Here is a 14,268-nt window from a genome sequence, read left to right as displayed (position 1 = left end):
TGTCTCCTTTACTTGACCGCGCCCATGGAGAGCCCGCGGACGAGGTGGTTCTGGGCGATCCAGCCGACGATCATCACCGGCAGCGAGGCGAGCAGCGCCGCGGCGGACAGCTGCGCCCAGTACAGGCCCTCGCTGGTGATGAAGCCGACCAGGAACACCGGGACGGTCCCGGCCTGCGCCGCGGTGAGGTTGACCGCGTAGAAGAACTCGGTCCACGAGAAGATCACGCAGATCAGCGCGGTCGCCGCGATCCCGGGCGCGGCGACCGGACCGATCACCTTGTACAGCAAGGTGGGCAGCGGCGCACCGTCCACTTTGGCCGCTTCGATCATCTCCTTCGGCACCTCGAGGAAGAACGAGCGCATCATCCAGACGGCGAGCGGCAGGTTCATCGCGGTGTAGAGGATGACCAGGGCCCACACGTTGTCCAGCAGTTTGAGGTTCTGCGAGATCACGTACAGCGGGATGATCGCGGCGACGATCGGCAACATCTTGGTGGACAGGAAGAAACCGAGCGCGTTGCTCGTCCCGCGCACCGGGGCCAGCGAGAGCGCGTAGGCCGCGGGAACGGCGAGCAGCAGCACGGCGAGCGTGGAGATCACCGTGACGAACGCGGAGTTTCCCAGATACGGCAGGAAACCGCGGTTCACGATCTCCGCGAACTGGTCCAGGGTCGGGGTGAACAGCAGCCGGGGCGGATCGGTGTAGGCGTCGGCCTCCTGCTTGAACGAGGTCAGCACCATCCAGATCAGCGGGAAGACGAACACCAGCGCGATCAGCCAGGTGGCCGTGGTGAGCGCGCGCGGGCCGAGCCGCCGGGTCGTCGCGGTCATTTCCCGCCCCCGCTCACGTCGAAGGTGCGGAACATCAGGCGCAGCGCGAAGGTCGCCACGATCAGGGTCAGCGCGACCACGATGACGCCCATGGCCGAGGACTGGCCGACGTCGAAGCCCTCGAACGCCCGCTGGTAGATGTAGTAGGGCAGGTTGGTGCTTGCCGTGCCGGGACCGCCCTGGGTCATCAGGAAGATCGCGTCGAACGAGTTCACGATGTAGATCGCGCCGAGCAGCACCGCGAGCTGCAGGTAGCGGCTCAGCTGCGGCAGCGTGATCGACGCGAACGTGCGCCACCGCCCGGCGCCGTCGACCTGCGCGGCCTCCAGCACCTCCGTGGACTGCGCCTGCAGCCCGGCGAGGATCAGCAGCATCATGAACGGCGTCCACTGCCACACGATCTGCGCCATCACCGAGGCCAGCGGGAACTCCGAGAGCCAGTCGGTGTTCCCGCCGAACACGACGTTCAGCAGCCCGTAGGTGGGATCGAACATGGTGGTCTTCCACAGCAGCGCCCCGGCCGCGGGCAGGATCAGGAACGGGGTGATGAGCAGCGTGCGCACCACGCCCCGGCCGAGGAACTTGCGGTCGAGCAGCAGGGCGAGCCCGAGGCCGAGCAGCATGGAGATCAGCACGCAGACCACGGTGAGCACGACCGTGTTGAGCATCGCGCCGCGGAACTGGCTGTCGGCGAACACGTCGACGTAGTTCCGCAATCCGACGAAGTGCCGTGAACCGGGGCGCACCAGGTTCCAGGATTGCAGCGAATAGAACACGGTGAGCAGGAAGGGAATCTGGGTCACCGCGATGGTGAAGATCAGCGCGGGCAACAGCGGCGCCCGCCGCTTCCACGCACTCCCCGTGGATTTCGCCTTGGCGGTCTCCGAAAGTGCCGCCACTTTCGGCGCTGAAAGTGTGGACGTCATCGGGTCTCCCGATAGGATTTGCCGACGGTCTGCGCGTACTCCTGGGACTGCTCGAGCGCCTCGTCGACGGTGGTCTGCCCGGCGATCGCGGCGGAGATCTGCTGGCTCACCCGGGTGCCCAGGTCCTGGAACTCGGGAATGCCGACGAACTGGATACCCGGATACGGCACCGGTTTCGCCATGGTGTTGCGCTGATCGGCCTTGCTGATCCCGTCCAGGGTCGGCCGCGCGTAGGCATGGGCGGCCTGCTGGTATTCGGGGATCGCGTAGGTCGAGGTCCGGCAGCCCGGCGGCACGCGGTTCCAGCCGAAGTGCGTGCCGACCGTCTGGACGAACCGCTTGTCGGTCATCCAGCGCATGAAGTTCCAGGCCGCTTGCTTGTGCTCGGCGACCTTGGGCATCGCGAGCGCCCAGGTGTAGAGCCAGCCGCTGCTCGCGGTCCGCTCGACCGGCGCGGCGACATAGCCGGACTTCCCGACGACCTTGCTGCTGGACGGGTCTTCGTTGGTCCCGGCCATGACCGTCGCGTCGTACCACATGGCCGCCTGCCCCTGGGCGTAGCGCGTGCCGCATTCGGAGAACCCGGCGCTGGAGGCGCCCACCTCGCCGTGCTCGCGCACCAGGTCGACGTAGAACTTCGCGGCCGCGCGGAACCGCGGTGAGGTCAGCTGGGCGTTCCAGTCCTGGTCGAACCACTGACCGCCGAACGTGTTCACCACGGTGGTCAGCGGGGCCAGGCTCTCGCCCCAGCCCGGTTTGCCGCGCAGGCAGATCCCGGCGGTGCCGGACGCCTTGTCGTCCAGTTTCGCGGCGAATTCGGCGATCTGCGGCCAGGTCGGGTTCGGCGGCATGGTCAGCCCGGCCCGGTCGAACAGATCCTTGCGGTAGGCCAGGAACGAGGATTCGCCGTAGAACGGCACCGCGTACATCGAGCCCTGGTAGGACAGCGAATCGCGGATGCTCGGGATGAAGTCGGCGCCGTCGTAGTCCGGCGATGAGTCCACATAGGACTGGAGGTTCTCCAGCCAGCCGTTCGCGGCCCATTGCGGCGTCTCGTAGTTGCTGATCATCACGACGTCGAACTCGCCGCCCTCGGTGGCGGTCGACGCGGTGATCTTCGCCCGCGCCTGGTTCTCTGGCAGCCGGACGAACTTCAGCTTCGTCCCGGGGTTCGCCTGTTCGAACTGATCGGACAGTTCGATCGCGTCGTTCATCTGCGGGTTCGCCACGATCGCGATGACCAGGGTCTGCCCGCTCGCGCCCAGCGCCCCGGCGCCGGCGCAGCCGGTGAGCGCGAGCAGGGCGGCCAGCAGGAGCGGGGGCAGCCTACGCATCGGGCATCACCTGCACCTTCAGCCCGGCGCCGCTGCGCATGAGCGCCAGCGCGTCGGGGTAGCGTTCCAGCGGGAGCGTGTCGGTCAGCAGCGCCGCGGTGTCGACGGCGCCGGAGGCGACCAGGTCGAGCGCGACGCCGAAGCTGTTCAGCACGGCCATCGAGCCGACCACGGTGATCTCGTCGTTGTAGATGCGGAAGGGCGAGAGGCTGACCCGGGCCTCGGCCGGCGCCACGCCGAAGATCAGCAGCCGCCCGCCGCGGCGCAGCGAATCGAAGGCGGCCTCGATGGCCGGCGCCGCGCCGGTGCAGTCGGCGGCGGCGTCGAAGGGCGGCCCGTCGAGTTCGGCGACGTCGCCCGCGACGGCGTCCGCGCCCAGTTCGGTGGCCCGGGCCAGGCGGGCGGTGTTGCGGTCGACCACGGCGACCCGCGCCCCGGCCCGTTGCAGCAGCTGCTGCATGAGCAGGCCCATGGTCCCCGCGCCGACCACGAGGAACCGCTCCCCCGCCTCCACCCCGACCCGGCGCACGCCGTGCACCGCGCAGGACACCGGTTCGACCAGGGCGCCCTGCTGCCAGGTCATCTCGTCGGGCATGCGGTAGCAGTTGGCCGCCGGAACGGCCACGTACTCGGCGAACGCACCGTTGACGGTGTCCCCGGTCGCGCCCCAGTTCGCGCAGAGGTTGCCGTGGCCGGACCGGCAGGGTGTGCAGTAGCCGCAGAACAGGGACGGATCGACCGCGACCCGGTCGCCGACCCGCCAGTCACCCGGCACGTCCGCGCCGATCTCGACGATCTCCCCGGCGAACTCGTGCCCGGGCACGATCGGGTACGGGGTGGGCGGGAAGTGGCCGTCGGCGATGTGCAGATCGGTGCCGCAGATCCCGCAGGCGCCGACCTTGACCACCACCTGGCGCTCACCCGGCTTCGGATCGGGTGCGTCACCGACCCTGATCGCACCCGGTTCGTCGATGATCGCAGCGCGCATGCCACCCACCTCTCGATGCTCATCTGAGCATTTAGCCAAAAATGTCCTTCAGTGCATGTGCAGGCATTGAAGGTGTCATGTTGGTGTTACGTCAACCTTTCGGTCAGATTTCGCGCTATACTGCTCAGATGAGCGCTCAACGTCGACGCCTCGACCTCAGCGAATCCGTTCGCGCGGCCGCGATCGCGCGCCGGTTCTACGTGCTCGGCCAGTCCAAGCTGGAGATCGCCGAGGAGTTCCGGATTAGCCGCTTCAAGGTCGCCCGGATTCTCGACGCGGCAAGGGAAAGCGGACTGGTTCGGGTCGAGTTCGACGTGCCCGCTCCGGTCGAGCCGGGGCTGTGCGACGAGGTGCGTTCCGCCTACCGGCTGGACCGGGCTCTGGTGCTCGAACGAGCGGAGAGCAAGGAGACCCGCCCGCAGATGCGCCGCCGCATCGGCGCGCTCGCCGCGCGGCTGCTCACCGAGATCGTCACCCGGGACGACGTGATCGGGCTGTCCTGGGCGCGGTCGGTGAACGTGATGACCGAGGAGATCCGCACGCTGCCGCGGTGCCCGATCGTGCAGCTGTGCGGGGTGCAGGCCGGGATGGACATGCGCGACCGGTCGGTGGAGACGGTCAGCAGGCTGGCCGCGGTCTCCGGCGGCGAGACGTACCCGATCTTCGGCCCGCTCGTCCTGCCCGATCGGCGCACCACCGAGACGCTGCGGCGGCAGCCCGGTATCGCCGAGACGTTCGGGCAGTTCCGCAACCTCACCAAGGCCGTGGTCAGCATCGGCGCCTGGCGGGAGAACGAGTCGACCGTGTACGACGCGCTCAGCCCCGCCGAACGGGAGGCGATCGGGAAGCGCGGCGCCAAGGCCGAGGTCGCCGCCCGCCTGTTCGACGCGGACGGGAACGCGCTGTCCACCGGGCTGGCCCACCACGTCCTGGCGATCAACCACGAGGAACTGCGCCGGGTGCCGGAGGTGATCGCGCTCGGCTACACCACCCCGAAGGCCGAAGCCATCGACGCGGTCCTGCGCTCGGGCCTGGTGACCACGCTGATCACCGACGAGGACACCGCCCGCCTGACCCTGGAATTCGCCGAGCGACGGCCCCCGAAACCCCGCACGGCCAGGCGGGCGGACACCGCCTGACGCGGAAATTCGGTCCCGGCATCTGGATCACCGGGCTACGCTCGGCTCGCGAACGTCCCTTCGGCACACACGGGAGGCAGGCGGGTGCGGCAGCGCGGGCAGGTGCTCATCTTCGACGCCGACGACACGCTCTGGGAGAACAACGTCCGGTTCGAGCGGGTCCTCGACGACTTCCTCGCCTGGGTGGCGCATCCGACGCTCCAGGCCGCGGAGATCCGCGCGCTCTTCGCCGAGATCCAGGCGGGCAACATCGCCACGCACGGCTACGGGGTGCCGATGTTCGTGCACAGCCTCGGCGACTGCCTCGAGCGGCTGCGCGAGCGACCGGTGACCGGGCGGGAACGCGCGGAGATCGCCGAGCTGGCCGCGGCGCTGTACGAGGAGCGGGTGGACCTGATCGCCGGGGTCGCCGAAACGCTCGCCGAACTCGGCACCCGGCACGAGCTGCTGATGCTCACCAAGGGCGCGCCGGAGCACCAGCAGCCCAAGGTCGACGCCTCGGGACTGGTGGACCACTTCCGCAGTGTCCACATCGTGCCGGAGAAGGATCCCGGGACCTACCGGAACCTCGTGCGCGAACTCGGCCTGGTGCCGACGACCACCTGGATGATCGGCAACTCGCCGAAGTCGGACATCGTGCCCGCGCGGGAAGCGGGGCTGAACGCTGTGTACATCCCGAACGAGCACACCTGGGCGCTCGAGCACACCGCCCTGGATCCCGAGGACGGCGGCGTGCTGCGGTTGGGCGCGTTCAGCGAGCTGGTGGCGCACTTCTGAGTGAGGGAGCCGGGTTTGGGGGGTCGTAAGCGGCCAGACCGGTTCTGACCGGCCGAACCACTCACGACTAGTAAGGTGCCCGGTATGCGTTTGCTCGCCCGGATCGGGGGCCTCGGGGTCGTGGTCGCGGTGCTGACCGCGGTGAGCGCACTCCACCTCGGACTCATCGCGTTCAACAACCTCACCGATTTCGGTACCAACCAGGCGTTCGTCCACCACGTGCTGGCCATGGACACCACGTTCCGGTCGCCGAACCTGATGTGGCGGGCGATCACCAGCCCCGGCCTGGCCGATGCCGCGTACATCGCGATCATCGCCTGGGAGGTGCTCACCGCGCTCGTCCTTTTCGCCGCGGTCGGTGCCTGGCTGGGCGGGCGGCCCCGGGCGCGGCAGCTGTCCACCCTGGGCTGGCTGATGATGGCCCTGCTGTTCGGCCTCGGCTTCCTGGTGATCGGTGGCGAATGGTTCGCGATGTGGCAGTCGCAGGAATGGAACGGCCTGCAACCGGCCCTGCAGAACTTCCTCCTCGCCGCGGTCGGTCTCGTGCTCGCCCAGCTGCGCCCGGCTAAGGCGTCTTGAGCACCCAGGTCGCGGAGTCCGAATAGGACTTCCCGGCGCGGACACCGGTCACCACCACGTGGTTGGCGCCCGGCGACAGGGTCACCGGCCAGGTGTAGATGTGCGCGGCGGGCGTTTTCGCGGGGCCCACCGGCACGCCGTTGACGGTCAGGGACGCCGAATCGACGGTCCCGTAAACCTTGACCGTGGTGGTGGCCGCGGTCCGCTGCGTCCACCGCGCGCTGGTGAGGTGCACGAAGGGCTCCGCGGTCCAGTTCGCCCGGTACCAGTAGAAGGCGTCCTTCCTGGTCGCCCGGTCGTAGGTGACCAGGCCCTTGTCGTTGCGGCCCGGGGTGTCGCCCTCGGCCCGGCTGTCCACCGCGAAGTCGAACATGTTCCACACGAACGTGCCCCACAGGTACCGGCGCGCCGCGATCTGCTGCCACGACGCCTCGTGGAGCAGGCTCTGGTACTCCTCCGGATGCCAGGGACCGGCGGGGGCCGGCCGCTGGGGATTCTCCTCGTGCTGGTGGACGCTCGCCCCGGCGCCGTACTCGCTGATCCCGATCTCCCGCCCGGGATCGGCGGCGTGCAGGCGATCCGCCCACGGCCCGAGGCCCGTCGCCGAACCGCTGTACCAGCCGTAGTACCGGTTGTAGCCGATGACGTCGGTGTGGTTCGCCAGCGCGTCGGTGTCGCCCTGGTTGGTGGCGTAGGTGGACAGGCGGCCGGGGTCCTCGCTCCGCACGAGGCCCGCGAGGGAGTCCAGGATCGCGTTCGTCGCGGTGTCGTTGGTCCGCTGCTCGTTGCCGATGCCCCAGAACACGATCGACGGGTGGTTGTAGTTCTGCCGGATCAGCTCGTACAGCTGCTGCCGGATGTTGGCCCGGAACGCGTCGCTGTCGGTGATCTTGTCGACCATCGGCACCTCGGCCCAGACCAGGTAGCCGCGCTGGTCGGCGAGGTCGTAGACCTGTTGCGCCTGCTGGTAGTGCGCGGTCCGCAGCGCGTTGACGCCCATCTCGTCCATCAGATCGAAGTCCCGGACGTGGTCGCCCGCGCCGACCGCCCAGCCCTTGTCCAGCCGGTCCTGGTGCGCGTTGACCCCGTGCAACGCGACGTGCTGCCCGTTGAGGAAGAACCCGGAGACCGGGTCCACGCGGTACGAACGCAGGCCCAGTTGCTGGGTCACCGCGTCGGTGACGCGGCCGCCGTCCGCGTCGAGCACCTCCACCGTGGCCCGGTACCGGTACGGGTCGGCGGTGCCCTGCCAGCGGTGCGGTTCCGGGATCACCACGCTCTGCCGCGCGTCGAACCCGGTGGCCGCGGCGACTTCGGCCACCGCCGTGGCGTTCCGGGCGACGACGTGCCCGGTCGCGTCGGCGATCACCGCGCGCACCTGGACCCGCCGGGTCCGGCCGCTGTTGTTCCAGGTCCTGGTGGTGACGTCGACCGTCGCCGAAGCGGCGTCCACGGAACGCTGCCGCAGGTACACGCCCGGGCCGCCGTAGTCGAGCATGCGGACCGAAAGCGGATCGGTGGCCTGCAGCGAGACGTTCCGGTAGATCCCGCCGAAGAACGTGTAGTCCGCGCTCAGCGGCGCGATGGCCGGATCGGGGGCGTTGCTCACCTTGACCGCGATGACGTTGTCCCGGCCGGGAACGAGCGTTCCGGTGGCGTCGAACCGGAAGGTCGCGTAGCCGCCCCGATGCTGTCCTAAATGGACGCCGTTGACCCAGACGTCGGCGGTCGTGTTCACGCCGTCGAACTGCAGCCACAGCCTTTTGTCCACGAACTCCGGCGGCGGCGTGTAGTGGCGCCGGTACCAGCCCGTGCCGCGGTAGTAGTCGCCGCCGCCGTCCTGCCCGTCCGCGGCGTTCCAGGTGTGCGGCACGGTGACCACCGACCACGCCGTGTCGTCGAAGTCCTTCGCCTGCGCGTTCGGCACGTCGGCGCGGACGAACCGCCAGCCGCCGCCGAGATCCGCCTGCTCGCGCACCGCGGGCGCCGCGTAGCTCGCCGCGGCGGGCACCGCGGCGAATCCGGAGACGGCCAGGAGCGCGGCCGCGCACAACCGGCCGAAGCGGCGAAAGCTGAGCACCTCAGTACCTCGCATTCACATACATGAACACTGTTTTCAGGACTGAACAGCTCCGGCAGGGTATCCGGGTCTTCAAGATCGACTCAAGCTCTTGTAGGACGCGGCCCGCGACGAGCAGACTGCGCGCCATGACAAGACTCCGCCCTATGAAACGAAAGGCGCGATTGACCGGCATCCTCTCGGCATTCGTGCTCACCACGGTGGCCCTCGGGCTCGTCTCCCCCGCCCAGGCCGCCCCGGAACGGGCTGTCGACCCGCGCCCGAGCACCGCGAAACTGGCTCGGGAACTGCAGAAACTGCGGGCGCGCAGCCACGGGGAGATCCGGGTGGCCGAAATCGGCCGCTCCAACCAGGGCCGTCCGGTGTGGAGCGCACGGGTCGGCCACGGAACGCTGCGCATCCTCTACGTGACCCAGCAGCACGGCGACGAACCGCTCGGCACCCCGGCGGCACTGGAATTCCTGCGCGAAACCGGCACCGGCCGGAGCGACTGGGCGCGCTGGCTGCGTTCCCGGATCACCGTGGACATCGTGGTGCGCGCCAACCCGGACGGATTCGAACACAACTGGCGGTACAACTACGCCCCGGACGCCGATCCCGAGTTCGGGGAACGCGGCAAGGGCTACGACATCAACCGCTACCACAACCCGTCGCTCGCGCCGGAGGACAACCCGGCCACCGAGGCCGGGCTCATCCAACGGCACTACGCGGCCGTCAAACCCGAGATCGTGATCGACTACCACATGCAGGGCCGGTACGCCGACGCCGACGGCAAGGAGATCACCGGTTCGCTGATGTGGCCGACGAACGCGGGCGTGAAACCGGAGAACGTGGCGTTCGCCAAGCAGATCGCGGTGGTCGCGCAGTCCTCGATGACCGCGAGCGGCGGGAACATCTCCCAGTACCCCGGCGGTGACTACGAGGGCATCGCGCGCAACGGCTACGGGCTGCGGGGCAGCGGGAGCGTGCTGATCGAACTCAGCGACATGGGCGCGCCGCACGAACAGTCGCAGATCCGGTCCGCGCTCAGCTCGATGCTCGCGGTGGCGCGGAGCGCGGCGGACGGTTCGCTGCGGAAGATCGATCCGGCCTGGGCGGACAAGATCCCGCCGCGCGGCAAGCCGATCGAACCGGTCCAGACCTCGGCGACGGTCGATTGACAAGTGGTGGTGGCGATCCCGTGCGATCGCCACCACCACTCGATCGGTCAGCCCACGCGATCCGGCCGCTCGGTGACCCGGATCGAGTTGACGATCGGCTCGCCCTTGCGGCTGATCAGGCGGACGTTCAGCTGCCCGTCGGTGACCTTGACGTAGATCGTCCGATCCAGCGCGGTGAACACACCGGCCGTGTTGGCGACGTCAAGTGCCGGCAGGAACAGCTGGTCCTCGCAGATCACGTCGAACAACCGGGTGTTCGGCATGATCCGTTTCAGTTCGGCGAACTTCAGCTCCACCGCGTAGACCCCGTTCGGCACGTTGTCGAACCGGTACTCGTACGCGCCCTCGCGCTGGGTCCGGTACAGCTCCGGTTCGTCGGTGCCGCGGATCGGCTCCCGGGCGCGCACCACCTTGGACAGGTTGTTGTCCAGATACCCGGATCCGCCCGCGAGGAACGGCCGGTCGGCCGCCCAGGTGTCGCCCAGGGCATCGGTGTGCGGACCGGCCCCGGCCTGGAAGCCCGCCTGGTACCCCGGCACGATCACCCGGATCGGCACCGCGAGCACCGGGCCGCGGCCGCTGTTGCTCAGCACGATCGAGGTGGCCCCGTAGACACCGGGACGCAGGTTCGTCGCGTCGACGGTGACGGTGAGCCGTCCCGATTCGCCCGGCGCCAGCTTGCCGATTTCGGGCGTCGTCCGGAGCCAGGGCACCTCGGAGAAGTCCGGCACCCCGCTGTCCAGCAGATACATGGTGGACGGGTTGCCCTGCGAAACGACCCACAGGTTGCCCGCCACATCGGTTTCCAGCCCGGCCCCGGAATACGGCACGGCGTCCGGGGGCGCGATCGTCTTCACGGTCTGGCACGTGTCCGGGTTGAGCCCGTAAACGGTGTCGTTCTGACCGTTCGTGGCCGCCCACAGCATGCCGAACGCGCTGTTCCAGGCGAGCCCGGAAATGTTCGGATCGGACGGCTTGCACTGCCCGATCACCGTTCCCCGGTCCGGATGGGAAAGGCCGCGGACGTGGTAGACGGTGCCCTCGTTCCAGCCGCCGACGTAGAACGAATCGTCGTCCGGCCGGTACGCCAGACCGCGCTGGGAAATGCCGGTCCAGCCGAAGGCGCCCGCGATGCGTTCCTTCACCTCGCCGGTGTTCGGGTCCCAGCAGTGGATCCCGTTGTCCCCGCCGACATTCACCTGGCAGACCAACCCCTTGCCGGGCACCCGGGCCATATCGGCGGCCCAGTCGCCCGCCCAGGACGCGGGCCACACGGGTCCGCGGGCGCCGTCCTCGGCGAACTTCGCGTTGACCCGTGCGATGGAGGCGTCGGACACCCAGACGCCACCGTCCGCGGCACCGGCTCCCCAGCCGAGCTGCAGCCCGGTGGTCGGCCAGGACCGGAGCACCTGGCCCGGCGCGGACGCCGGGGCCGGACCGGAACTCCCGGGCCCGAATCCCTTGCTGGTCCGGGCATTGGCGTCGAACGCGGCGGTCCGCCCGGGCCGCGCGGCCTGCGGTGGCCGCTGGATCGCGCCGCCCCCGGCCTCGCGCATCTGCCAGGACGCCTCCGCGGAACCGGAGTTGGTCAGCGTCAGCGTGCGGTCGCGGGTCTCGCCCTGCGGCACGACGACCTCGAGCGTCCCGGGCCGCGCGGTCACCTGGGCGGTGCGCAGCACCACGTCGTGCACCACGACCTCGTCCGCCCTCGCCGCCTGGATCTGCGATTCGTAGGTCACGTAATCCTGCCGCTCGACCCGCAGGCGCAGTTCGCCGTCGCGGACGCGGGCCTGGTAGACGCCGTCGGCGTCGGAACGCACGGTCTGGTCCGGCACGCCCGCCTGGCTCACCGTGATGTCGGCGTTCGCGACCGGTTTGCCGTCATTGGCGTCGGTGACCGTGCCCCGGGTCAGCCCGGTGTCCGGCACCCGGAGCAGCACCGCGGTGTCGTCGGCGAGCACCGGCGACTCGTAGCCGTACTGCACGGCCTGCGTGCCGGTCTCGTCCTCGACGCCGACCGTCGCGGAGCCGCCCCGCTGCCCCGGATCGTCGCCGATTCCCTTGTACTGGAAGGTGATCGGGCCGTTCTCGGCCAGCACCACCTGGAAGCTCACCCGGAGGTTCGCCGGTTTGCCGGTGAACGCCACGTTCCGCCATTCCACGACGACCTGCCGGTTCGGCGCGGCGCCGACCGTTTCGGTGCGCACGGTGGCTTCGGCGTCGACGACCAGATCGTCCCAGAAGGGGGCGATGAGCGTATTGGGTTCGGCCGGACCGGGCAGTGCGGCGTTGAGGTTGTACGAGGTGGTCGCGGTGAAGCTGAGGAATCCGTTCGTGCTCACCCGGGCCGACCGGTAGGACTGCTGGTAGAGGTTGACCGGGAACGGCAGCTTGATCTCGGTCATCGCGTCGTCGCCGTTCAGCGGCAGCAACGTGTTCGCCTCCTGCCAGGACGGTGGAACCGTCGCGCACCGGTGCCCGTAGTTGTCGGTCTTGGCGTACAACCCGACATCGACCGTCTTGTCACCGTCCACTGTGACCGGTACCCGGTGCGGCAGCAGGCAGCGCCCGCGATCGGCTTCCAGGTCGTACCGGCCCTCGGGAATGTCGGCGAGCCGGTAGGCGCCCTGGGCGTCCGTGGTGACCCGTGGCGCCGGAGTGCCGGGCAGGCTCACCGTCGTCCCCGGCACCGGTTGTCCCGCTTCGTCGGTGACACGCCCGGAAATCGCGTGCTTCGGCGCGAGCGCGAGCGAGAAGTCCCGCACCGCGGTGACGTTCTCGGTGATGACGACCTGGGCGGTCTGGGTGAGGTAGCCGTAGCGCGCGACCGTCACCGTGTACTGCCCGGCGGACAGGAACGGCAACGAGTACTTGCCCTCCTCGTTCGTCCGCGCGGTCCGGGTGAGCGGGCCGTCGACCCGGATGGTGGCGTCGGCGAGCGGGGTGGCGCCCTCGCGGACGGCGCCGTCGAGCGCGCCCACCGGACCGCGCGGCGCCTGGGTCAGCGCGCTGAGCGCGTCCAGCCGTCCCCGGCCCCAGACGTTGTTGTCGGCCGAAGTCCCGCCGCACGTCTGGTCGTCGGTGGGAGCGGCCGCGCCGTCGACCAGCTCGCGGCTGATGCCGAGTTGCCCGCGCAGCACCGGCGCCGCCGACCAGATCAGCGCGGCCGTTCCGGCCACGTGCGGGGCCGCCATCGACGTGCCGTTGTATTCGGCGTAACCGCCGCCGGGCACGCTGGACCGGATCTGCGCGCCGGGCGCGCTGATGTCGGGTTTGATCTCCTCGCCGAAACCGCCGGGCCCGCGGCCGGAGAACGCGGCGATGGCGTTGTTCCGGTCGAACGCGCCCACCGAATAGGCGTTGGACAGGTCACCGGGGCTGCGGGTGCTGCGACAGGACGGTCCGTCGTTGCCCGCGGCGAACACCGGCAGGATTCCGGCGGCGCTCCAGGTGTCCACGATCTTCTGGAAGAACGGGTCACCGGCGGCCGGACCGGTCCACGAATTGTTCACGATGTTCGGCGCGAGTTCGGGCCGGGGGTTGTTCCCGGACGGATCGGTCGGCGCGAGCATCCACTGCCCGGACGACAGCAGCGCCGAGGACGAGCAGAAGTCCGATTCGCACCCCTTGGCGGCCACCCATTTCGCACCGGGCGCCACGCCGGTCTGGTTGCCCTTCCCGTCGTCGCCGAGGACCGTGCCCAGCACGTGGGTGCCGTGGCCGATGTTGTCGCACGGGGCCGTGGACGGGTTCCCGCACACGTTGGACGGATCGAACCAGTGGTACGCGTGGTCCACCTTCCCGTCCGCCGCACCGCGGTACTGGCGGGCGATCGCGGGGTGGTCGAACTGCGCGCCGGTGTCGATGGTGCCGACGACGACGCCTTCACCGCGAATGCCGTACCGCTTCCACACCTCCGGCGCCCGGATGCGATCGATGTTCCATTCGATCTCGCTCGCGCGTTCCTTCGGTTGCTGGTTCACCGGTTTCACCAGCCGATAGGTCGGCTCCGGCACGATCTTCTCGACCTCGGGCCGGTTCGCGATGTCGAGCAGGAGCTTCTTGTCGCCGGTGACCTTGAGGGCGTTGACGATCCAGAACGGGGTCGCTTCGGCCTTCCGCTCGGCGAGCATCGCGCGCAGACCGGCCTGGCTGCGGTCGGCGTCGGCCTTTTTCGCCTCGTAGACGTATCTGGTGCGCTCGGCGTGCCCGGCCAAGGTCGAAGCGCGGCCCAGCTCGGCCTGGGATTTGAGCAGCACGAAGAAGGTCGCAGGCGCCTCGGGCGCGGATCTCGCGAGCACGGAAGCGTCCACTTTGGCCACGTGCCGGACCGGTTCCCTCGGCCCGGCCGCCGCGGGTCCCGCCGCGAGCAGCAGGACGGCCAGCCCGGCCACGGCGCGTATCGCCGGGGCGCGGGTTTTCCGCAAACGAATCATTCGTCCGCACTCCTTT

10 protein-coding genes are annotated in these 14,268 nt (G+C 69.5%); 4 read left to right on the top strand and 6 right to left on the bottom strand.

What is annotated here, in order from left to right:
* Positions 1-8 precede the first annotated feature (8 nt).
* Genes FXO23_RS02935 through FXO23_RS02920 form a run of 4 tightly spaced genes read right to left on the bottom strand, consistent with a single transcriptional unit; the run spans position 9 to position 4,081 of the window.
* Positions 9-833 (bottom strand): carbohydrate ABC transporter permease, encoded by an 825-nt coding sequence (locus FXO23_RS02935; protein WP_158880458.1) that lies wholly within the window; start codon positions 831-833, stop codon positions 9-11.
* On the bottom strand, positions 830-1,759 hold the full coding sequence (locus tag FXO23_RS02930) for a carbohydrate ABC transporter permease (protein ID WP_158880456.1): 930 nt from the start codon (positions 1,757-1,759) through the stop codon (positions 830-832). Before FXO23_RS02930 ends, FXO23_RS02935 begins: the two co-directional genes overlap by 4 nt.
* Entirely contained in the window at positions 1,756-3,093 is a 1,338-nt protein-coding gene (locus FXO23_RS02925) for an ABC transporter substrate-binding protein (RefSeq protein WP_158880454.1), read from the bottom strand. The genes FXO23_RS02930 and FXO23_RS02925 overlap by 4 nt, the downstream gene beginning before the upstream one ends.
* Complete coding sequence (locus FXO23_RS02920; protein ID WP_158880452.1) at positions 3,086-4,081, bottom strand: zinc-dependent alcohol dehydrogenase family protein; 996 nt, start codon at positions 4,079-4,081, stop codon at positions 3,086-3,088. The genes FXO23_RS02925 and FXO23_RS02920 overlap by 8 nt, the downstream gene beginning before the upstream one ends.
* Positions 4,082-4,209: 128 nt before the next feature.
* On the opposite strand from FXO23_RS02920, the gene FXO23_RS02915 reads away from it, so the two are divergent.
* From FXO23_RS02915 to FXO23_RS02905, 3 genes are all read left to right on the top strand, one after another.
* Positions 4,210-5,220, top strand: a complete 1,011-nt coding sequence (locus tag FXO23_RS02915; RefSeq protein ID WP_158880450.1) for a sugar-binding transcriptional regulator — start codon at positions 4,210-4,212, stop codon at positions 5,218-5,220.
* Between the two features lie 84 nt (positions 5,221-5,304).
* Positions 5,305-5,997, top strand: coding sequence for an HAD family hydrolase (locus tag FXO23_RS02910; protein WP_158880448.1), 693 nt, complete (start codon positions 5,305-5,307; stop codon positions 5,995-5,997).
* Positions 5,998-6,081: 84 nt separating this feature from the next.
* The gene (locus tag FXO23_RS02905; protein WP_158880446.1) at positions 6,082-6,576 is read left to right on the top strand and encodes a DUF2165 domain-containing protein; all 495 of its coding nucleotides are present in this window, start codon (positions 6,082-6,084) and stop codon (positions 6,574-6,576) included.
* Here FXO23_RS02905 and FXO23_RS02900 read toward each other — a convergent pair.
* Complete coding sequence (locus tag FXO23_RS02900) at positions 6,563-8,671, bottom strand: glycoside hydrolase family 2 protein (protein WP_158880444.1); 2,109 nt, start codon at positions 8,669-8,671, stop codon at positions 6,563-6,565. The two genes, FXO23_RS02905 and FXO23_RS02900, sit on opposite strands and share 14 nt — an antisense overlap.
* Positions 8,672-8,802: 131 nt before the next feature.
* Between FXO23_RS02900 and FXO23_RS02895 the strand changes: the two genes are divergently transcribed.
* On the top strand, positions 8,803-9,816 hold the full coding sequence (locus FXO23_RS02895; protein ID WP_179956666.1) for a M14 family zinc carboxypeptidase: 1,014 nt from the start codon (positions 8,803-8,805) through the stop codon (positions 9,814-9,816).
* 47 nt (positions 9,817-9,863) lie between these two features.
* Here FXO23_RS02895 and FXO23_RS02890 read toward each other — a convergent pair whose 3' ends face one another.
* A complete protein-coding gene (locus FXO23_RS02890; RefSeq protein WP_158880442.1) occupies positions 9,864-14,252 on the bottom strand; it encodes a S8 family serine peptidase in 4,389 nt (1,462 codons plus the stop codon).
* Positions 14,253-14,268: the final 16 nt, after the last annotated feature.

This window comes from Amycolatopsis anabasis, from assembly GCF_009765355.1.
GTDB lineage: Bacteria > Actinomycetota > Actinomycetes > Mycobacteriales > Pseudonocardiaceae > Amycolatopsis > Amycolatopsis anabasis.
Note: the sequence above shows the minus strand (reverse complement) of the source record. Positions and strands in the feature narration are given on the sequence as shown.